Origin of the sequence: Acinetobacter calcoaceticus (assembly GCF_016508255.1) — a bacterium.
GTDB lineage: Bacteria > Pseudomonadota > Gammaproteobacteria > Pseudomonadales > Moraxellaceae > Acinetobacter > Acinetobacter calcoaceticus_E.
The window spans coordinates 87,473-112,015 of record NZ_JADVKT010000006.1 but is presented as its reverse complement, the minus strand read 5'-3'; the positions used below and the strand labels follow the sequence as shown (position 1 = coordinate 112,015).

The 24,543-nt window shown below is 39.4% G+C and carries 22 protein-coding genes; 12 read left to right on the top strand and 10 right to left on the bottom strand.

Going from position 1 to position 24,543, the window contains the following annotated elements:
• Nucleotides 1-46: 46 nt before the first annotated feature.
• Nucleotides 47-613, bottom strand: a complete 567-nt coding sequence (locus tag I5515_RS12845; RefSeq protein WP_199967517.1) for a DNA-3-methyladenine glycosylase — start codon at nt 611-613, stop codon at nt 47-49.
• Between the two features lie 76 nt (nt 614-689).
• On the opposite strand from I5515_RS12845, the gene mutM reads away from it, so the two are divergent.
• Together mutM and I5515_RS12835 are read left to right on the top strand one after the other, a co-directional pair.
• A complete protein-coding gene (mutM, locus tag I5515_RS12840; RefSeq protein WP_199967516.1) occupies nt 690-1,514 on the top strand; it encodes a bifunctional DNA-formamidopyrimidine glycosylase/DNA-(apurinic or apyrimidinic site) lyase in 825 nt (274 codons plus the stop codon).
• An 18-nt stretch (nt 1,515-1,532) separates the two neighbouring features.
• Entirely contained in the window at nt 1,533-1,823 is a 291-nt protein-coding gene (locus tag I5515_RS12835; protein WP_199967515.1) for a peptidylprolyl isomerase, read from the top strand.
• Nucleotides 1,824-1,833: 10 nt separating this feature from the next.
• Here the strand turns inward: I5515_RS12835 and I5515_RS12830 are convergent, their stop codons facing one another.
• The 3 genes from I5515_RS12830 to typA all read right to left on the bottom strand — a co-directional run bounded on the left by I5515_RS12830 (nt 1,834) and on the right by typA (nt 4,847).
• Nucleotides 1,834-2,187 (bottom strand): gamma-glutamylcyclotransferase family protein, encoded by a 354-nt coding sequence (locus I5515_RS12830; RefSeq protein WP_199967514.1) that lies wholly within the window; start codon nt 2,185-2,187, stop codon nt 1,834-1,836.
• Nucleotides 2,188-2,324: 137 nt separating this feature from the next.
• The gene (gene mscL, locus I5515_RS12825) at nt 2,325-2,756 is read right to left on the bottom strand and encodes a large conductance mechanosensitive channel protein MscL (RefSeq protein WP_199967513.1); all 432 of its coding nucleotides are present in this window, start codon (nt 2,754-2,756) and stop codon (nt 2,325-2,327) included.
• Nucleotides 2,757-3,011: 255 nt separating this feature from the next.
• Nucleotides 3,012-4,847 (bottom strand): translational GTPase TypA, encoded by a 1,836-nt coding sequence (gene typA / locus I5515_RS12820; protein WP_199967512.1) that lies wholly within the window; start codon nt 4,845-4,847, stop codon nt 3,012-3,014.
• Nucleotides 4,848-5,025: 178 nt separating this feature from the next.
• Between typA and I5515_RS12815 the strand changes: the two genes are divergently transcribed.
• The 5 genes from I5515_RS12815 to I5515_RS12795 all read left to right on the top strand — a co-directional run bounded on the left by I5515_RS12815 (nt 5,026) and on the right by I5515_RS12795 (nt 10,586).
• Nucleotides 5,026-6,384: a uracil-xanthine permease family protein gene (locus I5515_RS12815; RefSeq protein ID WP_199967511.1), complete on the top strand. Its 1,359-nt coding sequence runs from the start codon at nt 5,026-5,028 to the stop codon at nt 6,382-6,384.
• Nucleotides 6,385-6,447: 63 nt separating this feature from the next.
• A complete protein-coding gene (locus I5515_RS12810) occupies nt 6,448-7,461 on the top strand; it encodes a methyltransferase (RefSeq protein ID WP_199967510.1) in 1,014 nt (337 codons plus the stop codon).
• A 21-nt stretch (nt 7,462-7,482) separates the two neighbouring features.
• Nucleotides 7,483-8,943, top strand: a complete 1,461-nt coding sequence (locus tag I5515_RS12805) for an amino acid permease (protein WP_199967509.1) — start codon at nt 7,483-7,485, stop codon at nt 8,941-8,943.
• Between the two features lie 275 nt (nt 8,944-9,218).
• Entirely contained in the window at nt 9,219-10,424 is a 1,206-nt protein-coding gene (locus I5515_RS12800) for an RtcB family protein (RefSeq protein ID WP_199967508.1), read from the top strand.
• Between the two features lie 3 nt (nt 10,425-10,427).
• Nucleotides 10,428-10,586 carry a hypothetical protein gene (locus I5515_RS12795; RefSeq protein ID WP_199967507.1) on the top strand — a complete coding sequence of 53 codons (159 nt, stop codon included), beginning with the start codon at nt 10,428-10,430 and terminating at the stop codon, nt 10,584-10,586.
• Between the two features lie 123 nt (nt 10,587-10,709).
• Here I5515_RS12795 and omp38 read toward each other — a convergent pair whose 3' ends face one another.
• Complete coding sequence (gene omp38, locus I5515_RS12790) at nt 10,710-11,762, bottom strand: outer membrane protein Omp38 (RefSeq protein WP_199967506.1); 1,053 nt, start codon at nt 11,760-11,762, stop codon at nt 10,710-10,712.
• 379 nt (nt 11,763-12,141) lie between these two features.
• Here omp38 and I5515_RS12785 point away from each other — a divergent pair, with 379 nt between their 5' ends.
• The 3 genes from I5515_RS12785 (at nt 12,142) to I5515_RS12775 (ending at nt 14,514) form a co-directional block, all read left to right on the top strand.
• On the top strand, nt 12,142-12,657 hold the full coding sequence (locus I5515_RS12785) for a GspH/FimT family pseudopilin (RefSeq protein ID WP_199967505.1): 516 nt from the start codon (nt 12,142-12,144) through the stop codon (nt 12,655-12,657).
• Between the two features lie 108 nt (nt 12,658-12,765).
• The gene (locus I5515_RS12780; protein ID WP_199967504.1) at nt 12,766-13,941 is read left to right on the top strand and encodes a thiolase family protein; all 1,176 of its coding nucleotides are present in this window, start codon (nt 12,766-12,768) and stop codon (nt 13,939-13,941) included.
• 129 nt (nt 13,942-14,070) lie between these two features.
• Nucleotides 14,071-14,514, top strand: coding sequence for a VOC family protein (locus I5515_RS12775; protein WP_199967502.1), 444 nt, complete (start codon nt 14,071-14,073; stop codon nt 14,512-14,514).
• A gap of 52 nt (nt 14,515-14,566) precedes the next feature.
• Here the strand turns inward: I5515_RS12775 and I5515_RS12770 are convergent, their stop codons facing one another.
• The 5 genes from I5515_RS12770 to I5515_RS12750 form a co-directional block, all read right to left on the bottom strand.
• Nucleotides 14,567-15,052 (bottom strand): DUF934 domain-containing protein, encoded by a 486-nt coding sequence (locus I5515_RS12770; protein WP_199967500.1) that lies wholly within the window; start codon nt 15,050-15,052, stop codon nt 14,567-14,569.
• Nucleotides 15,045-16,688 carry a nitrite/sulfite reductase gene (locus I5515_RS12765; RefSeq protein WP_199967498.1) on the bottom strand — a complete coding sequence of 548 codons (1,644 nt, stop codon included), beginning with the start codon at nt 16,686-16,688 and terminating at the stop codon, nt 15,045-15,047. Before I5515_RS12765 ends, I5515_RS12770 begins: the two co-directional genes overlap by 8 nt.
• Before the next feature lie 163 nt (nt 16,689-16,851).
• A complete protein-coding gene (locus tag I5515_RS12760; RefSeq protein ID WP_199967496.1) occupies nt 16,852-19,257 on the bottom strand; it encodes a glucose/quinate/shikimate family membrane-bound PQQ-dependent dehydrogenase in 2,406 nt (801 codons plus the stop codon).
• A 175-nt stretch (nt 19,258-19,432) separates the two neighbouring features.
• A complete protein-coding gene (locus I5515_RS12755) occupies nt 19,433-20,665 on the bottom strand; it encodes a carbohydrate porin (RefSeq protein WP_199967732.1) in 1,233 nt (410 codons plus the stop codon).
• A 156-nt stretch (nt 20,666-20,821) separates the two neighbouring features.
• Nucleotides 20,822-21,940: a CaiB/BaiF CoA transferase family protein gene (locus I5515_RS12750; protein ID WP_199967494.1), complete on the bottom strand. Its 1,119-nt coding sequence runs from the start codon at nt 21,938-21,940 to the stop codon at nt 20,822-20,824.
• 210 nt (nt 21,941-22,150) lie between these two features.
• Between I5515_RS12750 and I5515_RS12745 the strand changes: the two genes are divergently transcribed.
• Both I5515_RS12745 and I5515_RS12740 read left to right on the top strand, forming a co-directional pair.
• Nucleotides 22,151-23,161, top strand: coding sequence for an AraC family transcriptional regulator (locus I5515_RS12745; protein ID WP_004789200.1), 1,011 nt, complete (start codon nt 22,151-22,153; stop codon nt 23,159-23,161).
• A gap of 169 nt (nt 23,162-23,330) precedes the next feature.
• On the top strand, nt 23,331-24,536 hold the full coding sequence (locus tag I5515_RS12740; protein ID WP_199967492.1) for an acetyl-CoA C-acetyltransferase: 1,206 nt from the start codon (nt 23,331-23,333) through the stop codon (nt 24,534-24,536).
• Nucleotides 24,537-24,543: the final 7 nt, after the last annotated feature.

Sequence of the window (24,543 nt, the reverse complement as noted above, 5' to 3'; positions counted from 1 at the left end):
CTAGAACAATCTTTTCGATATATAAAGATTGATTTTCAGAATTGAACTAACGGCTTAAAGATGGATGATCTTTCCAGCAATAGCGCTCTGGCCAATCTTTTGCTTCCTCGGCATAATCAATTCCGATGCGTGGAGTCATAACCACTTCAGGCTGCGTTGATGCTGCTTCAATCCATAGTCCAGATTTTTCACCTAAAGTCTGACTTTTTAAAGTTCGATCAATGCCTAAATAGCGTGTCAGTTTGCCGGGTCCAGCTAAAAGCTTATATTCTTTTTTGGTTGAAGCGCCATTTAAAAATGCAGACCGAATCATCACGCCTTCAGGGACACCTTCCGTTTGCGTAATGATATTCAGCATTTCATACATGCCATAAATTAAATAAACGTAAATCGTACCACCATGGCCATACATCACATCTGTTCGAGCGGTACGTTTATCATTGTAGCTATGGCAAGCCTTATCACGAACCCCCAAATAAGCTTCTGTTTCGCTAATCGTACAGCGGATAATTTGACCATCAGGCTGTCGCTTACACAATACACAGCCGATCAAATCATAAGCCACTTCTGAAGTTTCTCGTTGGAACCAGCTTAGTGGTAAAATATCTGACATAGTAAGCTCTGAAATATTACATACCACACTTTATACTTGATTAGTCCAGTATATCTGTTAATTCTGCGAGTTGGCGATGCCTGAGTTACCCGAAGTCGAAACAACCAAAACGAGTTTATTCCCCCTATTGAATCAAAAAGTTCAAAGTGTAGAAGTCCGTAATCCTAGCTTACGCTGGCCGATTCCGGATGATGTTCATAAACTTATTGGACAACGTCTTATTGGCTTAAATCGACGCTCAAAATATATCTTGGCAGAGTTTGAACAAGACCAAATGCTCTGGCATTTAGGAATGTCAGGTAGCTTCCGCTTGTGCCAACCAAATGATGAGCTGAGAAAACATGATCACTTCATCATTCGCTTTGAAGAACATGAATTACGTTATCACGACCCTCGTCGTTTTGGCTGTATTCTCTGGCTTAACCGTGAGACTCAAGGCAAGTTAATTGATACTTTAGGACCTGAGCCTTTAAGTACCGACTTTAATGCAGAATATTTAGCTTCAAAACTTAAAAATAAATCTGTCGGCACAAAAATTGCAATTATGGATAATCATGTTGTAGTCGGTGTTGGCAATATCTATGCAACTGAAAGTTTATTTAATGTCGGAGTTCATCCTGCTCAGCCAGCTGGGGACTTAAGTTTTCAGCAGATCGAGAAACTGGTTATCGAAATTAAACGAATTTTAAAATCAGCGATTGATTTGGGTGGTTCAACTTTACGAGACTACAGCAATGCCATGGGTGAAAATGGTTATTTTCAGCAAACACTACTCGCTTATGGTCGTGCTGGAGAAATGTGCGTTAATTGTGAAACCCCATTAGAAAACTTAAAACTTGGTCAGCGTGCTAGTGTATTTTGCCCACAGTGCCAACCCCTCAAAAAGCCAAATAAACTCTAATTTATAGAGGAAGACAAAATGCAAACAGCTATCGTCCGACATATTCTAGTCAAAGATAAAGACTTAGCAGAACAGTTAAAAAAGAAGCTACAAAATGGTGCTGACTTTGCCAAACTGGCTAAGCAGTATTCAACATGTAATTCAGCAAAACGTGGTGGTGAATTAGGTGAAGTAAAAAAAGGACAATTAGTGCCAGTTATCGATAAAGTCGTTTTTACTGCGGCTGAACGTGTATTACAAGGCCCAATAAAGAGCCAGTTTGGCTACCATCTGTTAGAAGTTAAATTCAGAATGGGCAGTTTACGTTAATCCAATTATTTTAATTGTGTTTTTCAGAAGCTTGAGCCTGCGCATTCAATTGATATGTCCAGGCTTTAACCATTTCTCCTGACTCAAGCTTCACCTCTGCGATGACACGTTGGTATTGGAAACCTTCAAAATCATCAAGCATCTGCCAATTTTCAGCCAGTTTCTCGGTGCTAAACAGATAACCCTCTACCCAATTGGCTTTTGAGTCTAAAACGATTGCCTTTAAGCCTTTGTCAGGTCCCCAATCTAAAATATGAATCACGCCTTGCACACTGGCTTTTGTCCAATGTCCACCAATCTGCTCTAAAATATGAGCATTAGCTTTATTCGGACATAAAGTGCCATATACAAAAAGCTGATTCATTTATTTATACCCCTTTTACAATCTGCATAGCTGAGCTTATCGGTAGCCTTTAAATTTTATCAGTATCTTTAGTCCAACATAAAATACTTAGTCATAAAAAACGGTACTCTAGGTACCGTTTTTTATTTCAAATTTTATTAAGCTTTCTTTTTCAACTCATCACGAATTTCACGTAATAACTGCACGTCTTCAGGAGTTGCAGCTGGAGCTTCTGGTACATTTTTATCACGGCGAAGTCTGTTTAATAATTTCACCATTAAAAATACAACCCAAGCCAAAATAATAAAATTAATTAAAATGGTGAGGAAGTTACCATAGGTCAATACATTGATACCTGCTTTTTGCAAAGCATCTAAAGATTGTAGGTTATTAGGATTTGCACCTAGTACGATAAATTTTTGAGAGAAATCAACACCACCACCAGTAATTACACTAATGAGCGGCATGATGATATCTTTTACTAAAGAGTCTACGATTTTGCCAAAAGCACCACCAATAATGACACCAATGGCTAAATCCATCATATTGCCTTTAATGGCAAATTCTTTAAATTCTTGAATAATACTCATCTAAACATCTCCAGATGTCGGGGGCCGAAACACGTCATATTTTTCTTTTTCATTGGCATCTTATCGATTTAGATAGTACTCGCCATGATATTGATAATTTAATATTTTTATCAAAAAAAGAAAGCTATTTCACACTTTAACAACATATTCTCTGATAAGAAAAATATGATTTTAAGCTTAGTTTAACTTCAAATATAACGATTAAAAAAACCGCTAAATTAATTTAGCGGTTTTTTCTTTTTCATTTAAGAAAAATTATTTATCACGGTTACGTTTACGTTCATTTTCAGTCAAGTAACGTTTACGGATACGGATTGATTTTGGTGTTACTTCAACTAACTCATCATCTTCAATGAATTCAAGTGCTTGTTCAAGCGTGTATTCCATTGCAGGTGTTAAAGTTAATGCTTCATCAGTACCAGATGCACGAACGTTAGTTAACTGTTTCGCTTTAGTTGGGTTAACAACCATATCATCTGAACGAGAGTTAATACCGATGATCATGCCTTCATATACTTCTAACTGTGGTTTAGCAAATAAACGACCACGGTCTTGAAGTGTAAATAATGCATAGCCCAAGCAAGTACCTTGAACCATTGAAATCAATACACCATTTTGACGTTTCGCAACAGTACCTTGTTTAGCTGGACCATAATGCGAGAAGCTTGATGTCATGATCCCTGTACCAGAAGTCATGGTTAAGAATTCAGAACGGAAACCGATCAAACCACGTGAAGGCACAGTTGCTTCAATACGGATACGGCCTTTACCGTCAACTTCCATATTCGTCATTTCGCCTTTACGGAAGCCCATTTGTTCCATCACAGAACCTTGGTGCTGTTCTTCAACGTCAAAAGTTACGTTTTCGTAAGGCTCTTGTTTTTGACCGTCGATTTCTTTCATGATTACTTGTGGACGTGACACGCCCATTTCGAAACCTTCACGACGCATGTTTTCAATTAAAACTGAAAGGTGAAGTTCACCACGGCCAGATACTTTGAAACGGTCTGGACTGTCAGTATCTTCAACACGTAAAGCTACGTTATGAATTAATTCGCGATCTAAACGTTCACGGATATTACGTGAAGTTACGAACTTACCTTCTTTACCAGCAAACGGAGAGTTGTTTACTTGGAATGTCATAGATACTGTAGGTTCATCTACAGATAAAGCTGGTAATGCTTCAACATTTTTCGGATCACAAATCGTGTCAGAAATGTTAAGCGCATCAATACCAGTAATACATACGATGTCACCCGCAGATGCTGAATCAACATCAATACGCTCTAAACCATGGTAACCCATGATTTTTAAGATACGACCGTTACGTGTATTGCCTTCTTTGTCAATTACAGTAACAGGAGTGTTTAATTTTACTGAACCACGTTGAATACGACCAACACCGATAACACCTACGAAGCTGTTATAGTCAAGTGAAGAAATCTGCATTTGGAATGGACCTTCAGCATCAACTGCTGGCGGTTCAACGATGTCTACAATCGTTTCAAACAACGGAGTCATATCTTCTGCAAGTTCTTCTGGAGAAGGACCAGCTACACCGCGTAAACCTGATGCGTAAACGATTGGGAAGTCCAATTGTTCATCAGTTGCACCAAGGTTATCAAATAAATCAAATACTTGATCGATAACCCAGTCTGGACGCGCGCTTGGTTTGTCAACTTTGTTAATAATAACAATTGGTTTTAAACCACGAGCAAACGCTTTTTGTGTCACAAAGCGAGTTTGTGGCATTGGACCTTCTTGAGAGTCAACTAAAAGCAATACGCAGTCAACCATCGACATAACACGTTCTACTTCACCACCGAAGTCGGCGTGTCCCGGGGTGTCAACGATGTTGATACGATAAGTTATATCAGTACGTTTATCTAACCAAGTAATAGAAGTGTTCTTTGCAAGAATAGTAATACCACGTTCACTTTCAAGCGCATTCGAGTCCATGACACGCTCAATCTCGCCTGCTCGGTCACCGAGAGCACCTGATTGCTGAAGTAGTTTATCGACAAGTGTGGTTTTCCCATGGTCGACGTGCGCAATAATTGCGATATTACGGAGATTTTTGATATCTGACATGAAAGTTCGAAACGCCTGAAATTTGAGGGCAAATTATACAGAAAAACACTACTCTTGAGTAGTGACAGTTTATTGACATTGACAAAAAAAATTTCCAATCGCCTGTATTTCGTTTTGTAAAGATAGTTATCTCGATTAGAATAGCGCCAATTTGCAAAATTGCGGCGGACCTACACCCATGTCCAATCAACACTCTCAAGACCATTTAGACCTTGTTTATGGTTTAAATGATCGACCAAAACCTTTGATCGCTTTTTTAGCAGCTTTCCAGCATTTGCTTGCGATTATTGTACCAATTGTTACACCTGGCCTTTTAATTTGTTTAGCTTTAGGCGTTTCACGCACCGAAACCAACATGATTTTATCGATGTCTTTGGTGATTTCAGGTATTGCTACATTTCTACAATGTAAAAAAGTTGGTCCGTTTGGTGCAGGTCTGCTTATTGTTCAAGGCACGAGCTTTAACTTTATTGGTCCTATTATTGGTATTGGTAGTGCAATGGTGGCCGCAGGAACACCTGTTAACCAAGTTATGGCTGCAATATTTGGTGTGGTCATTGCAGGTTCCTTCATTGAAATGGGTGTTTCACAAATTCTTCCATGGGTAAAAAAACTAATTACTCCGTTGGTGACCGGTATTGTTGTTTTATTAATTGGCTTAACGCTTATTAAAGAAGGCTTAATTAGTATGGGTGGTGGTTACCAAGCCATGCAAGATCACACTTTTGCAAGTGCAGACAACCTTATTATGTCATGTACAGTACTTGCCATTATTATCGTGCTCAATCGTATTCGAGTGGTTTGGATTAAATGTTCAGCTATTTTAATCGCTTTAGTGAGTGGTTACATTCTTGCTGGATTTATGGGTCATCTAGATTTCTCTGGTATTAAAGATGCGCCACTCGTACAAATTCCAACACCAATGCACTTTGGTTTGAGCTTCTCTTGGGGATTATTCATCCCAATGGCATTCATTTATTTAGTAACTTCTTTAGAAGCAATTGGTGATGTGACAGCAACCAGTAAGCTTTCTAACCAACCTGTTAATGGCCCTGAATGGATGAAACGCATTAAAGGTGGTGTGTTAGTTAATGGTGCAAATTCTTTATTGGCTGGATTATTTAACACATTCCCGAGTTCTGTTTTCGCCCAAAACAATGGTGTGATTCAACTCACTGGGGTTGCTAGCCGCTATGTAGGTATCTGGATTGCTTGCTTATTGATTTTATTAGGTCTATTCCCTGCGGTAGCTGGTGTTATACAAGCAGTTCCTCAAGCGGTTTTAGGTGGCGCTGTTATGGTAATGTTCGGTGCAGTGGCTGCATCAGGCATTAATATTCTTTCTTCAGTTCACCTTGACCGCCGAGCATTATTAATTATTGCCATCTCACTTGCATTAGGTTTAGGTGTTGCTCAAGTTCCTCAAATTTTAGAGCACCTTCCAGAATTATTTAAAAATATTTTTAGCTCTGGCGTGGCAACAGGTGGTATAGCAGCATTAATTCTAAATGTTGTGCTTCCTGAAACTCATAAATAACTAATTTGTAATTTTGATTACTGCCCAGTTCCCACTGGGCATTCTTCTTCATGAGAGATGTACATGGATCCTAGAAGTGAAGTGGTATTAAGACAGCAAGACTATTTGAAAGGTAGAATCTTGTTAATTAATGCACCAAATGATGCCTTAGTCAGTCAATTACCCACTGGGACTGATGCGTCAGTCTGGACATGGAACCATGCCGACTATCAGGTATTTATAAATAGTGGAACAAAAGCGCACTTCTCAGTTGAGTTCCCATCACAAGAATTCGACCAAGCAATCATTTTTGTTCCAAAATCTAAAGAGCTCTTAAACTATATCTTGCACGTAGTGATGAGTCATCTTAAAACCGATCAGTCTGTTTTTTTAGTCGGTGAAAAAAAAGGTGGTGTCGAAAGAGCTGCCAAACAATTACAAAGCTTCGGCAAGGTACTAAAACTTGACAGCGCCCGCCACTGTCAGTTGTGGCACTTAAAGATAGAAAAAACAGAACAGATTAAACCTCTGGAAAGTTGGCTTAAAACTTACACTGTTCAGGTGAATGAACAAGAGCTTACGATTTGTGCCCTACCCGGTGTTTTTAGCCAAAATCATCTAGATGTCGGAACTGCTGTTTTACTCCCTTATCTTAATCAGGTGAAATCAGGTAGAATTGCCGACTTCGGGTGTGGTGCTGGAATTATCAGTTGCTATTTGGCAAAAATAAATTCAAGTAATATTATTCATGCCCTAGATATTGATGCTTTCGCATTACGGTCAACGGAAATGACTTTTAGTCGAAATGGAATAGGTTCAGACCAGTTGAGATTGCAGCCTGTCATAGGTATTGCAGACGCTCCAACAGAACTCGATGCCATTGTCAGTAATCCCCCTTTTCATCAAGGTATTCATACCAACTATGATGCAAGTGAAGGACTCTGTCAGAACGCTAAAAAACATTTAAAGGCATCAGGCGAGCTATGGATTGTAGCAAACCGTTTTTTAAACTATCCGATCTTAATTGAGAAGCACTTTGGTCAGTGCCAGATTAAAACTGATCTTCAAGGCTTTAAGGTGTTATATGCCTGTGCATAACAAACTATGTAAGGAATCTCCATGAGCGAAACACATGCTCCTGAAAAACTCCAGCGTAAGCTTGGGGCTCGTCATCTGAATATGATCGCCATTGGTGGTTCCATTGGTACAGGCCTCTTCCTTGCTTCTGGATCAACCATTGCAAATGCTGGCCCAGGTGGAGCACTACTCGCCTATTCCCTTATTGGTATTATGATTTACTTCTTAATGACCAGTTTAGGTGAGCTTGCAACCCACAATCCGACTTCTGGGGCTTTTTTTACATATGGCAGTCGTTATGTCGAAGAAGGTTTTGGCTTCGCTTTAGGTTGGAACTATTGGTATAACTGGGCGATTACGGTTGCCTTCGAACTTGTTGCAGTTCAGTTTATTATGAAGTTCTGGTTCCCTGATATTCCAGGGTTCTATTGGAGTGCTCTGTTCCTTGTCGTTATCTTTATGATTAATGCCATGACAGTAAAGGGATTCGGCGAAAGCGAATTCTGGTTCTCAATGGTAAAAGTGATCGCCATCGTTGCCTTTATTATTATTGGCTTAGCCATGATCATTAAGATTATGCTCACTCCAGGTGTTGCAGCTTTTGGAAACTGGACCTATAAAGAAGCACCTTTTGTAGGTGGTTTACAGGCGATGATCGGTGTAGCAATGATTGCCGGATTCTCTTTCCAAGGTACTGAAATGGTTGGGGTTGCCGCTGGTGAGTCAAAAGATCCAAAGAAAACGATTCCACTTGCAATCAAACAGATTTTCTGGCGAATTTTATTATTTTATATCTTATGTATTTTCATTATCGGTACCTTAATTGCCTATGATGACCCAAATTTGCTGCAAGCTGCTACTACTGAAAACATTGCGCTTTCTCCATTTACCTTACTCTATGAAAGAGTTGGTTTTGCCTTTGCTGCTGGCTTAATGAATGCTGTCATTCTGACTGCTATTTTATCTGCTGGTAATTCTGGTATGTATTCTTCAACGCGTATGTTGTTTAAAATGGCTCAAGAAGGTCGTGCACCGAAATGGTTTGCAAAACTTGATGGTCGTGGCGTTCCGATGAATGCGCTATATGCAACGACATTTATTGCAGCATTTTGTTTCTTAACTACATTTATTGGCGAAAAGCAGGTATTTAACTGGTTGCTCAATATGTCTGGTATGTGCGGATTTATTGTCTGGTTAGGAATTGCAATTTCTCATTACCGCTTCCGCAAAGGTTATATTGCTCAAGGATATAAATTAGAAGATTTAGCATACCGTGCCAAATTTTTTCCATTTGCCCCTTGGTTCGCATTTATTCTATGTTCAATCATTATTTTGGGACAAAACTATCAAGCCATTTTAGGTGGAAAAATTGACTGGTTAGGCCTACTTTCAACTTATATTAGCTTACCTTTGTTCTTAATTATTTGGTTGGGGTATAAGTGGAAAAATAAAACTAAACTCATCCCTTATGATCAAATGAACGTCAAACCGGAACAAGATTAAAAGCGATATCAACAAATCTTTAATATCACTCAAAGGTCAAAAAACTTGATCTTTGATTTAAAAGAGGTAAAATGCCGTTCAGATTTTCAACGGCACTTTTAAATAAGGAGGACATCATGCCAACACTACTAGGTAAAACAGATTAAATCATTTGGCACGATGTCAGCTCACGGACAAGTGTACAAATTCACTTCACTTGTCCGAATGCTCAAATTTAAGACCTAGCATTCGCTAGGTTTTTTTATGCCTGCACGGACAAAAATAAGAGAAAAATTATGGGCATACAAAAAATATTAAACGAGGAAGCACTTTACGGTGTTCCTGTTAAAATTTTCACTCAAGATATCGATAGTGAAAGTATTGAACAACTCAAGAAAATGGCTCAGCTGCAATTTATCTATTCTCATATTGCAGTTATGCCAGATGTCCATGTAGGAAAAGGCGCTACCGTAGGCAGTGTTATTCCTACTAAACATGCCATTATTCCTGCTGCTGTAGGTGTAGATATTGGCTGTGGAATGAATGCAATTCGCTTAAGTCTAAAAGCATCGCAATTGCCTGATAACTTAAGCCGTTTACGTGATGCAATGGAGCGCAAAGTACCGGTTGGATTTGCCTTACATAAACAGGTAAAAGCAAAGTCATCTAGCATTATTCCATTAGAAAAACGTTTGCAACCTATTATCAAAAAGCACCCTGGTCTTATCCGCATGTTACGGCAATTTGATGCCACATGGCAAAAGCAACTAGGCACTCTAGGTGGTGGTAACCACTTTATAGAGCTATGTATTGATGAAAATCAAGACGTATGGATTATGCTACATTCAGGTAGTAGAGGGTTGGGTAACGTTATTGGTACTTACTTTATTGAGTTAGCCAAGAAAGAGGCTCAGCACCGTTTTGGTCATGTACCTGATAAAGATTTGAGTTATTTTGCCGAAGGCTCAAACAGTTTTGATGATTATGTAGAAGCTGTGGAGTGGGCTCAAGAATATGCTTTTGAAAATCGCAAAGAAATGATGCGATTAATATTAGAAGCAATTCGCCCTCTTCTACCCTCCTTTCAAATGACAAAAGAGGCTATTAATTGCCATCATAATTATGTGAGCCGAGAAACTCATTTCGGTGAAAATTTATTGATTACCCGAAAAGGTGCAATTCGAGCAGGCTTAGATGAATTAGGCATTATCCCTGGTTCAATGGGAGCAAAATCGTATATCGTCCGAGGTAAAGCAAATCCAGAGTCTTTTTGCTCTTGTTCACATGGAGCTGGCCGAAAGATGAGTCGAAGCAAGGCAAAAAACCTTTTTAACCAGCAAGATCTTATTAAACAAACCCAAGGTGTTGAATGCCGTAAAGACAGTGGTGTTGTAGATGAAATCCCAAGTGCTTATAAAGATATTGATGAAGTCATGGCAAACCAAACTGACCTCATTGAAGTTGTCCACACACTAAAACAAGTTTTATGTATTAAAGGTTGAAACATGAAAATTAAAGATATGTCAAAGATCAAACTCCGTAATCAAGTGGCTCTTTCTCCTTTACTTCAAAAAGGTGGGATGCACGAAACAGAAAAACCTCGTGCTCAACATCGTAAAGATAGACAAGATACTAGACAGCTATTAAGAAAAGGTGATTGGTAAATATTTTAGACAAAAACGAAAGAAATAATTATTAAGGAGATCTAGAAATGACTAAATATTTTAAAAATCGCAATAAAAAAAGCGACTCTAACGAGTCGCTTTTTTACTGTTCAAAAACTCAAATTATTGAGCTTGTTGACCAGGTTGAACTACTACAGTACGGCTACCAGTGATTGTCGCGAATACACGACGGTTCATAGCACGACCTTCTTTAGTTTTGTTGTCAGCAATCGGTTGATCCCAAGCGAAACCTTGAGTAGACAAACGAGATGCATCAACATTGTATTCGTTTACAAGAGCTGATTTAACAGAGTTAGCACGAGCTAAAGATAAACGTTCGTTTAACTTACGTGGACCAGTGTTATCTGTGTGACCTTCGATACGTGCAGTAGCGTTAGGGTATTCAGTTAACTTTTCAGCAACTTTAGCGATTTCTGGCTTGTATTGGTCTTTGATGTTTGATTTGTTAGTATCAAAGAACACACGAAGTTCCATGTTAAGGTCTTCAGTTAACTCTTGTGGTTGTGGAGCAACTGGAGTTGGTTCAACTGGAGCAACTTCTACTACAGGAGCAGCAGGCTTCAAGTGACCACCAAGAACTACGTTCAAACCAGCAAGAGCTGTATAGTTCCAGAATTTCTCGTCAAAGTTATAAGTACTACGAGCTTCTGTACGAAGTGATAAAGCATCGTTTAAGCGATAGAAAGCACCGATACCCGCGTTACCTAAAGTACCTTCTTCAGAATTACCACGTGCGCCACGATCTACACCAGTAAAGTCATATTTGTAGTGACCAGCACCTAATAATACGTACGGCTTAAATTTGCTGTCATAGTTTTTAGTGATTAAATCAGAAGTAGCATAGAAGTTACCATTGATTTGTTTTTGTTTGTATTCAGCACCAGCAGAAGCGCCGTTTACATCACCTTTAACTTGGTTATATTCAGCTTCAAAACCTAACCATGGTGTTAATTCAATACCAAGAGCCGCACCAACGAATAAATCGTTTTGAAGCTCTGGACCATTTGTTAAATTACCCTTATCACCACCATTATTGTGTTGGCTGTCTTGGAAAGTGTAACCAAGCAATAATGGAGTAACAGTTACGCCAGCATTAGCAGCAGCTAATGGAGCAGCAACCAGCATAGTAGCAAGTGCAATACGACTCAATTTCATGGATATCCTCCAGAGATAACAATTGTTGTTCAAGCTCAGCCTAAATTTATTGGCCCCTGAGATATTTTTACCCCAGTATTATTTTTAAGCTATTCACATTTGAATCATACAAACACTTGATAGACTTTCCAAGTGCTTGATAATTTTAATCAAGTAAATTATTGACAAAATTACTTACAATTTCCGTTGTAATTCGGTAATTTTTTACTCAACTAGCAAATATGAACAACTTCGTTGTTTCGCTTGCGGTGATTTTACCAGTATTATTGCCAACTGATAACCCTTATTTGATTTTGTGTTTCCTTATTATAAAAAATAATATAAATCATTGTCAGAAAACATAAAATTGCTCTATTTATATATATATTAAGGTTTCTTAATGTTTAAATCTCCTGGTTTTACTATAGTTGAGCTTTCTATAACCCTCGTAATTCTTATGATTATGTCAGTTATAGCCATTCCTTTATACCATCAAATTATGGCATCTGTAGAATTAAAAAACACTTCGCGTATACTCACAATTCATATACAAAAAGCTAAATATGACGCAATTATTAGACATAAGAACGTTGTCATCTGTCCAAGTTCTGATCAATTGGCCTGTAATACGAACTGGGATACCAATTTAATCAGCTTTATCGATAATAATCGTAATCTACAGCATGATTTAAATGAAGAGTTATTATCCTTTGTAAATCTTAATCATCATTATGGTTCTATGAAATTACAACGTTTTGGAAAAAAACAAAATAGTATTGTTTTTCAAGGAAGCTCAGGTCTTCCAATCGAGTCTAATGGTAATTTTATATATTGTTCTTATGATCAACTTAAAAATTTTAAATTAATTCTTAGCAAAATGGGGCATGTACGCTTAGAAGAACTAAAAAATTGTTAGAACTCTACAGTCTAATGCGGAACCTAATCCTGCCCCTATTTTGCAATATACTGCTTAAGTTTTAAAATTTTCTTAATTTGAGATAAAGAACAATCGGAGATTACAACAATGACTGACATCGTAATTGTTAATGGTGCTCGTACTGCTATGGGCGGTTTTCAAGGATCATTATCTGGTCTAACTGCTCCTGAATTAGGTGCGGTAACAATTAAAGAAGCAATCGCACGAGCAGGCTTACAGCCTACTGATGTCGAAGAAGTCATTATGGGTTGTGTTCTTCCTGCGGGCTTAAAACAAGGCCCTGCTCGTCAAGCAATGCGTAAAGCTGGCTTACCTGACTCTACAGGTGCTGTGACGATTAATAAGCTTTGTGGCTCTGGCATGAAAGCTGTAATGCAAGCAACCGATATGATTAAAGCTGGTAGTGCTGAAATTGTAGTTGCTGGTGGTATGGAGTCTATGACAAATGCTCCTTATGTTTTACCAAAAGCACGTGTTGGCTATCGTATGGGTCATGGTGAAATTAAAGATCATATGTTCCTTGATGGTCTTGAAGATGCTGAAACTGGCCGTTTAATGGGATCTTTTGCTCAAGATATGGCAAATACACGTGGCTATACACGTGAGCAAATGGATGACTTTGCAATTCGTTCTTTGAAACGTGCTCAAACAGCAATTACCGAAGGTTATTTCAAAGACGAAATTGTTTCTGTTACTGTCCCTAGCCGAAAAGGCGATGTTGTTGTTGACCAAGATGAACAACCTTTAAATGCAAAGATTGACAAAATCCCTTCACTCAAGCCAGCTTTTGCAAAAGACGGTACGATTACCGCAGCAAACGCAAGTTCTATTTCGGATGGTGCATCTGCACTAGTGTTAACTTCTAGTGAAGTTGCCGCCCAACGTGGTTTACAACCCCTTGCAAAAATTATCGCTACAGCTTCAAACTCTCAGCATCCTTCAGAATTTACGATTGCTCCAGTAGGTGCTATCGAAAAAGTTCTTAAAAAGGCTGGATGGAATGCTCAAGATGTTGATCTTTGGGAAATTAATGAAGCTTTTGCGATGGTTACTATGTGCCCAATTGATGACTTCAAACTTGATGCCGAAAAAGTCAACATCAATGGTGGTGCTTGTGCGCTAGGCCATCCTGTTGGTTCTACGGGCTCTCGTATTATTCTTACGCTGATTCATGCACTGAAACGTACTGGTGGTAAAAAAGGTATTGCAGCACTGTGTATTGGTGGTGGAGAAGCAACAGCCGTTGCGATTGAACTCATTTAATTAAAATTAAGTTTTTAAAATCCCGCTTCGGTGGGATTTTTTTATGAAAAAACTACAAAAAATGACCCACAAAATCACTTTTAAGTTTTAACTTATTCTTTTAAACGAAAACAACAATGGACAATAACAATGCAACTCAATCACTATCTCAATTTCCAAGGTCAGGCAGAGCAAGCCTTTAATTTTTATAAGTCGGTATTTGGCGGTGAATTCGCCATGTTGAGCCGTTACGGTGATATGCCCTCGCAAGAAGGTGTGACCCTATCAGAAGCGAACAAGAATCTAGTTCTTCACGTTTCTCTACCTATCAATGAATACACTGTACTTATGGCATCAGATACCAATGATCAGTTCTGTGCGCCTAACAGTGTTTTTACCCAAGGCAATAATCACTACATCGCTATTAATCTTGAAAAGGACGAGCAAGAAAAAGCAAAACAACTTTTTGATGCTTTATCTGTTAATGGTCAAATTGAAATGCCTCTAGAAAAGACATTCTGGGGAGCATTGTACGGCGCTTTTACCGATCAATTCGGTATAAAGTGGATGGTCAACTGCCAATTAGATACATAAATTTCAATATAAAAAATCCCGCAAATTGCGGGATTTTTTATATCAGGATTTATTAAGCACCTGTTTGATAACTCGCTTCTGGCACACCAGTTGAAGCTTGATACGGGTTGGTAAAGTCTTGTAAACCTGCCGCTGCTTCTTGTACGTCTTTGCCTTCTTTTACAACAAAACTATCAAAACCAGAACGCTTTAAGTAGTTCAAGACATCCTTAAACACATCACCTGTCGCACGCAATTCACCTTGGAAACCTTGGCGACGCAATAGTGCAGCAAATGAATAACCGCGCCCATCTCCAAAACCTGCAAACTCAATAAAAATTGCATCAAGTTCATTTAATGGAAATGTATGATCTTCAGGTGAATCATTCACAGTTACATACAAAGCTTTTTTACCTTGAATGTTAGCTAATTGGTCTAGTTGAGCTGTTGTTACCACAACGTCACCTTGAGGAACAACACCATCTTCAGCAATGATTTGATATGTATTATCTGCAATCGTGCCATCTTTATAAAGCACAGGTAGAGCTGTATTAAGCATATGCACGCTCCTTAAATGGTTGAATTCCTACACGGCGATATGTATCTACAAAACGCTCACCTTCAGTACGTAAATCAAGATAAGTATTTAATACTTCTTCAATAACGTCAGGCACAGCATCTGCTGCAAATGATGGGCCTAAGATGTCACCGATTGATGCATCATGGTCAGAATTACCGCCTAGTGTAATTTGGTAGAATTCAGCACCTTTTTTATCTACACCTAAAATACCGATGTTACCTACGTGGTGATGACCACAGGCATTCATACAACCAGAAATATTTAAGTCTAAATGACCAAGGTCATAAACTTTGTCTAAATCATCAAAACGACGTGTAATCGCTTCAGCAATTGGAATTGATTTCGCATTTGCAAGTGAACAGAAATCACCGCCTGGGCAACTAATGATATCGGTAATAAAACCGATATGTGCACGTGCCATATTTTGCTGTTCAAGCGCTTGCCATACATCGAACAAATCTTTTTGAGGAACATCGGCCAAAGCAATGTTCTGTTCGTGAGTAGTGCGAAGTTCACCGAAAGTATATTTATCAGCAAGATCTGCAATAAAATTCATTTCTTCAGTGGTCATATCACCTGGTGCAATACCTGCACGTTTTAGAGAAATCGTAACAATACGATAGCCCTTCACTTTGTGCGCATGTGTGTTGATATTGAACCATTGCTTGAATTTTGGATGCTCAGCAAATAAAGCCGTAAAGTCTTCATCTGCTAAATCTTGATAGTCAAATGGAATGAACTCTTCATCCAGTTTTTTCAAGATTTCTGGCTGAATTCTTAAAGATTCACGTGTGTGTTCAAATTCAGCTTCAACTTTCTGAGCAAAAACTTGAGGAGTTAATGCTTTAACTAAAATTTTGATACGTGCTTTATATTTGTTATCACGGCGGCCATGCAAGTTATAAACACGTAGCACTGCTTCTAAGTAAGCAATTAAATCTTCACGTGGTAAAAACTCACGAATTACGCTACCAATGATTGGGGTACGGCCTAAACCACCACCAGCCATAATTTTGTAGCCGATTTCACCCGCTTCATTACGCACGATATATACACCAATATCATGGAATGCCGTTGCTGCACGGTCTTTTTCTTCAAGTGCAGAAACGGCAATTTTGAACTTACGCGGCAAGAAGGCAAATTCGGGATGGAACGTACTCCACTGACGAATCAATTCACATGTAGGACGTGGGTCTGCAATTTCACCTGCAACCACACCTGCATATTGGTCAGTCGTTGTATTACGAATACAGTTACCACTGGTTTGAATGGCATGCATTTGTACCGTGGCAAGTTCAGCTAAAATCTCTGGTACATCTTCAAGAGCTGGCCAGTTTAACTGAATGTTCTGACGTGTAGATACATGTGCATAACCACGATCATATTCAGTTGAAACTTCAGCAACTTTACGTAATTGTTTTGAATTCATTAAGCCATACGGCACGGCGATACGCAGCATAGGCGCATAGCGTTGCACATATAAACCATTTTGCAAACGTAATGGACGGTATTCATCTTCAGAAAGTTTGCCCGCTAAATAGCGCTCTGTCTGATCGCGGAACTGAGCAACTCGTTGATTAATCAGCTGCTGATCGAAATCGGTATATAAATACATGGCGTACGGCTAGTAGTTTCATTATTAAGGCGGATAGCATAGCGAGCTTTTATTCATCAATAAAATGCTTTTTTTGCATATTTAATAACGGTTTTATTGATAAGCTTATATAGATCGACATAAAAAAGCCCAGATAAATCTGGGCTTTCTTTATAGCAAACGTTTATTTGTTATCTGGCAAAGCATAAGCCACTAAATAGTCGCCCATTTTTGTACCAAATGAACCATGACCACCGGCCATAATCACAACATATTGCTTACCATTGATTTCATAAGTCATTGGTGTTGCTTGTCCACCTGCTGGTAAACGCGCTTCCCAAAGTTTCTTACCATTTGTGACGTTAAACGCACGGATGTAATTATCTTGAGTTGCACCAACAAACATGACATTACCTGCGGTAGAGATTGAACCACCTAAACCAGGTACACCAATTTTCACAGCTGGTAATTGGAAGAGTTTTGGCAAGCTATCACGGATAGTACCAATACGTTTTTTCCATACTACTTCATGTGTTTTTAAATCTACGCCAGCAACATAACCCCAAGCTGGTTGTTTACAAGGTAAACCAAGTGGAGATAAGAATGCGCTGATTTCTACGCCATAAGGCACGCCATACATTGGCTGAATACCCTGCTCAGTTCCAGCACCTTTTGCAGTTTCTGCGCGGTTCGGATCTTCAGGAATTAGACGGCTTACAAATGGCAGACCAATCGGGTTCATGACAGCAACCTGACGGTCAGGGTTAACCGACATACCGCCCCATTCAAACACACCTAAGTTACCAGGGAAAACTAGAGTACCGTTTTCTGATGGTGGCGTATAAATACCATCGTAATTTAGACGCTTGAAAGATACACGACACATGAGCTGATCAAGCATTGTGGCACCCCACATATCTTTATCAGTCAATTTATCTTGTGGTGCCAAGTTCAAATCAGAGAATGGCTGAGTTTTTGAATAATGCTCGCCTTTGGTTTGTGGGCCACGCTTAACTGTTTGTGGAACTGGTTTTTCAGTTACAGGAACAATTGGCTGACCATTACGACGATCAAGAACAAAAGCATTACCTGTCTTAGTCAATACATAGATTGCTGGAACAGTTTTACCTGCTTTGTCTTTAATATCTGCCAAAGATGGTTGAGACGGTACGTCCATATCCCACAAATCGTGATGGGTTGTCTGGAAGTTCCATATCAATTTACCAGTAGAAGCATTAATCGCTAACATCGAGTTCGCATAACGCTCTTTCAACTCAGTACGGTCCCCCCCCCAGATATCTGGAGTACCTACACCTGTTGGAACATAAACGATATCAAGTTTGGCATCGTATGCTAAAGGTGCCCAAGCATTTGGCGAGTTATGAACAAATGTTGTACCTTCGCCTGGCATTGCATTTGGATCTGCTGCACCCGTATCGAATGCCCAAAGAAGTTTACCAGTGTTAACATCGTATCCACGAATTACACCAGATGGCTCTTTACTTGAATAGTTATCTGTTACAGAACCAGCAATGACGACAGTTGAACCTGTCACAACACCAGGAGATGTTGGGTTATAACCACCTGGATAAGCATATGGCATGAATTTTTGTAAATTCACTTCACCATTTTCACCAAAGTCAGTACATGCTTTACCTGTATCAGCATTCACAGCGACTAAACGTCCGTCATTGACTGGTACAAAGACCTTACGAGGACATTGTGTAGAGCTAGATTTCTTGCTTTGAAGACTCGTTGCAAACTCAGTTGTATTGTTTGCATCGTAGTACATCACACCACGACAAGTTAAATGCTGGAACGATTTATCCGTTTTCAACTTCGGATCAAAACGCCATTTTTCTTTACCTGTAGCTGGATCAATTGAAATTAATTGCTGGTGAGCCGTACAGATAAACATGTTATTACCGATTTTAATCGGTGTAACCTGATTGGTTGTTTCGCCAGAATCATTATCTGTTTTGAGATCACCAGTACGTAATGTCCAAGCCACTTTTAGGTCTTTTACGTTCTGATCATTAATCTGTTTCAATGGAGAATAACGTTCACCCGCTTGAGTACGACCATAAGCTGGCCAGTCGCTCTCTGCCACACCAGGTACAGCTTGAGCTGTTTCTGGTTGAGGTGTCTTGATTTCACCATTAATTTCTTGCGGATCGTTGAAGATAGAATAAACCATCAACACGATTGCAATTGCTAAAGTTGAAGATAAGGCAACTTTACTTGATCCAAGGTTGCTGATTCCACGAGTCACAGCTGGAACCAATAACCATAAACCAAGAATACCTAAAATATCTAAACGAGGTGCAAGTGCCCAAAAGTCAGTTCCAACTTCCCAGACTCCCCAGATAATGGTACCTAGCATTAAAGCGGCATATACCCATAGGGCCGTGGATGCGCGCTTATAGAGTTGCCAAGTAACAATAAGGAGTAATACACCAGCAATAATATAGTAAATTGAACCGCCTAATGTAGCGAGCCAAATACCTCCAATTAACAGGAATAACGCTAATAACCCGATTATAATTACGGTAAAAGTCGTTAGACCTGATCTTGAAGTAGGTTGATTCATAAACCACCTCTTATCAATCATCATTTTTATCGGAAAGATGTGCCAAAAATTTTATCGAAAAATGGCATCATCAATACATCTAAAACAAAATTCAGGCATCAAGAAAAAACGGAAGGTCAGGATAATTCAATCAATGATTTAGCCCTCGACAATCCGTTTTTCGGAATAATTACGCTTAGAATGCGGTTGAGAATTTAATACCGCCTACCCAAGTGTTATCACCATTTTTTAATGCGCCAACATGACGAACATATTGCACATTTGGACGAATGGTTAGCCAGTTAGTGGCATGAATACCGTAGTAAAGTTCGGTATTGTATTCAGTGTCATATTCTTTATTTTGGATATCACTCCAATCATCATTAAGATGAATACGAGATACACCCAACGCCAATTCATCTTGCGGACGTTGATTGAGCAAACCTTTATAAACCAAGCCTACATTTTGTGTGTTATCGACTTTGTTAGTATCAGAGTCATGGAAAGTCAGGTTCACAAAACCTGTCAAACCGCGATCTGTTTGATCAGCCGGTTGGAATAATTTTTGTTTTGCAGTTACCCAAACGCCTTGCTTATGAGATGTTTTGGTTTCATCTGCAATTTCTTTAGCATCAGCAGTGCTGTAGTAATAACCTAAACGGTATTCACCAGCCATACTTTGTGTACCGAGTTTCGGTGACCAAACTACTTCTGCTGGAATAATTGCACCGTGAGAACCATCTGTACTTAGGTTAAAGCCTTTGCCTCGGTCCAGATTTTCTGGGTTATATTCATATACACCTACTTGCGTATATAAATCGGGTTGCAAGTTATATTTAACGCGCATTGCCCATTGGCTGACTGGCCAGTTATACCACTGATCGCCTACCCAGTTTCCGACTTGTGAACCACAAAGCGCCAAGTTCTGGAAATCGCAGTCAAAACTATTAAAGTCTTCACCTTCACCAAAACGACCAACTTTAACGTCTAACTTCTGATCCATGAATTTTTTCTTAATCCACAAATCAGTTAAACGCCAAGTTTGCTCACGCCCCCACACTTCCTGTACAGAACTCAAGTGTCCAGCGAGTGCTGGTGAGTGTTCAGAAAGGGATTGCCCATCACGATAAGTTAATGTGATTTGAGCTTCTGTATCTTGCCAACCTAAAATTTTACTTAGGTCAAAATGAGTTCCTAATGCAAGTTGCCCCGTATAAGCACTACCATGCGTAGATGTATTTTTTGAATCTAAAATACCGGCATATTCACCGGTATATCCAAAAGAAAAATCATAACCTTGTGCTTTTAACGCGGTGCGTTGACCGTTCCAATCACCCAACATCCACGGACTATTTGGGTCGAATGCAGCAGCAGCTTGTGCGTGCTGTATGAAAAGAGTAATTGATAAAACGGATAAACAGGAAGCCATCAAGGATTTATGTGTTTTCATGTTTACATACCTTTTATGTCTTTGTTTATAAAGGGTACGCTAATTTTATGTAAAGAAATTATTCAAAATGTTAATCAATTGATTAATTTAATAATAATCTTAATACACATTGTATAAGGAATAACCTTAGGCCTTTTACCACTCTCCCTCACCAAGTTTTTGACCTATAAAGGAATATCTCATTTGTGATCTGGAAAACTTAATAGGACAAGCAAGTTGAGGCTCTGTATCAGCTGCAGCATTTTGCAAAGGTACATCCACAATCCATCCACGTTGTTGTGCTAGGGGCGAGTTTAGGGCTTCACTTAAACTTAGAACAGGTTCAACACATACATCAAGATTTGCAAAAATTTCATGCCATTCTTTAAACGTTTTGGTTTTGATTTTTTCTTGAATGGCTTGCTTAACTTCCTGTCGATCTTGAATATCTAATGACGCACCTTTTTGCAATAACACAGGCAAATCAAGAGCGGCAGATAAACCAGACATAAACTGGGGTTCAAGACTGCCAATAGAAAGATAACGATTATCTTGGGTCATATAGTAGTCATAAAAAATACCGCCATTGAGCATTCCCTGTTCAGGTGCCTGCTCTACTTGTGCCGCCAATGCAGCAGAACCAGCCATACTATTTAAGCTAGCAACACAATCTGTCATGGAAATATCAATATATTGCCCCATACCACTACGCCCACGTTCAACTACCGCGGCTAGAATAGCAATCACTGCATGAAGTGAACCACCTGCAATATCTGCAATTTGAATACCGAGTGGCGGTGGACCGCTTTCTTGTCGACCGCTATACCCAGCAATACCAGCTAAAGCTAAATAGTTAATATCATGCCCTGCTCTGTCTTTATAATTTCCTGTTTGCCCATAACCTGTAATCGAACAATAGATTAACCGAGGATTAATTTCTGCCAGTGTTGAGTAGTCCAATCCTAGACGGCGCATAACATCAGGTCGAAATTGCTCAATAACAATATCGAATTCGGAAATCTTTGCTTTAATCAGGTCAATACTCGCAGCATCTTTTAAGTCTAAAACAATCGATTGCTTGTTACGGTTTAGATAACTATGTGCGGTTGCTTGCCCATTTGCATAAGGTGGCATGATACGGACGAGATCAGGACGTGATGGTGATTCAATATGAATAACTTCTGCCCCCATATCAGCCAAGTACATGGTTGCAAAAGGTCCAGGTAGGAGCGTTGAGAAATCGAGAACTTTAAGTCCATTTAATGCTGTCGTCATCGTTTTTTTAACCACTATTATTCATATTTTCTTTTATATTAGTTAAGCAAATATTCTAAAACAATGTCATGTTCAGCCATTTACCTTGATCATTTCGGCAATTTAACATGTAAAAAGTGCTTTTACTCTGTTGTAAATCGCCAATTTATTTTTTTAGACGGTCATTTAGGTCAATTTAAAGTGAACATCAAAGAGACTGAAGGATTCAATATGAGTCGCGATACGATTAGCATCCACTTCGTGAATGCGGCTTTGACAGGCGTAAAGCGCCTTGGCATGGATGTTGAAATGCTCCTTTCACATGTGGGCATTGAAGCGGAATTATTACGTCAACCTAAAGCTCGAATCTCACCAGAACAATACACTCGTTTTATAAAAATGTTGTGGATGGTCACACAGGATGAACACGTTGGATTTGACGTACAACCACGTCGTCTGGGCACTTTTGCCATTATGTGTCAGTTGATTATTCATGCAAAAACATTGGGCCAGGCCCTTGAACTCTCATCTCAATTCTACAAATTATTTGGTGATGAATGGTCAGTAAGCCTAGAGCGTGACAAGCATGAAGCCCGTCTAGTCCCACTCATTCCAAAAACTTTAGATCCAGATCATTTCATTACTGAAAGTATGCTAATGATTTGGCACGGTCTGGCATCATGGTTAATTGAACGTCGTTTGCCATTAGAGCGCGTTCATTTTAGCTACCCACGTCCTGCACATGCAGATGAATATGATGCATTATTTTTTGCACCTGTCATGCAGTTTGATGCACCGCGTACAGAAATTACCTTTGCGGCTGATTATCTTGATTTGCCAATTCGCCAAGATGAAAAAACGCTAGAAGAATTCTTAAAAGCAGCCCCTGCTCAGCTTTTAGTAAAATTCAAAAATACCAACTCGCTAACTTCTCGTATTCGTGAAGTACTCAAAAGCCAGATTGGTGAAGAAATGCCAACGCTTAATGACGTTGCATCAATGTTGTATTTATCTCCTCAAACCTTACGTCGCCGCTTGGCTGCTGAAGGGAAAAGCTATCAAGGCGTGAAAGATGCTTTACGCCGAGATGCTGCAATTCACTTATTACTCAACCCTGAATTAACACTTGAAGACGTTGCTCAACAAGTTGGTTTTAGTGAAACGAGTACGTTCCACCGCGCATTTAAAAAATGGACGGGTGTAACCCCTGGCCTATATCGCCAGCTACATGGTTACCACTAATTTTTAAATCTCTTTAGTTTCACATTTAGCCCAAGTTCAACTTGGGCTTTTTTGTATTTCTATTGGCAAAAATCATCACCTGACTGGTGCGCTTATCGTCATTGCGTTGCCTTTTAAAACCAGTACACTCAAAGCACAACAAAGTTTAAGTAATAAAAAAGGAACTGCTATGAGCGAGGCTTATATTATTGATGCCATTCGCACCCCACGCGGAAAAGGAAAAAAAGATGGCTCACTTTACGAAGTAAAACCAATTACCTTACTCACCACCTTATTAAATGAATTACAGCAACGCCATCAACTCGATACGTCTAAAGTCGATGATATTGTTCTGGGCTGTGTAACGCCTATTGGTGAACAAGGTGGCGACATTGCAAAAACAGCAGCTATTGCAGCAGGTTGGAATGATGATGTTGCTGGGGTGCAAATCAATCGTTTTTGTGCATCTGGTTTAGAAGCAGTCAACATGGCAGCAATGAAAGTCCGCTCCGGCTGGGAAGATTTAGTTGTTGCCGGTGGCGTTGAATCAATGTCTCGTATTCCAATGGGTTCTGATGGCGGACCATGGGCATTAGACCCTGAAACAAACCTTAAGTCATCATTTGTTCCGCAAGGCATCGGGGCTGACCTTATTGCAACCCTAGATGGCTATAGTCGCGCCGATGTTGATAATTTTGCCGTGAAGTCACAACAAAAAGCGGCAACGGCTCAATCAAATGGTTATTTTAATCATTCAGTCGTACCCGTAAAAGATCACGCAGGTGTGGTGATTTTAGAAAAAGATGAATTTATTAAAGGCAATACGACACTCGAAGGTCTAACGAAGCTCAACCCAAGTTTTGAAATGATGGGGCAAATGGGTTTTGATGCAGTAGCTTTACAAAAATATCCTGAAGCACAAAAAATCAATCATGTTCATCACGCAGGTAACTCATCAGGCATTGTCGATGGAGCAGCTGTAGTTTTATTGGCCTCTGAAAAAGCGGTAAAAGAACAAAATTTAAAACCACGCGCTAAAGTTTTGGCAACTGCATTAGTCGGTACTGACCCAACCATCATGCTGACTGGCCCTGCTCCTGCCGCACGTAAAGCTTTAGAAAAAGCTGGTCTAACGATTGATGATATTGATCTATTTGAAGTGAATGAAGCATTCGCAGCAGTTGTTATGCGTTTTATTAATGAACTCAATGTTCCACCCGAAAAGGTTAATGTAAATGGTGGCGCGATTGCTTTAGGTCACCCTTTAGGAGCAACGGGTGCCATGATTTTAGGTACATTACTTGATGAGCTTGAACGACAAGATAAAAAGCGCGGTTTAGCGACGCTCTGTGTTGGTGGTGGGATGGGTATTGCCACCATTATTGAACGCGTATAAAGATTAG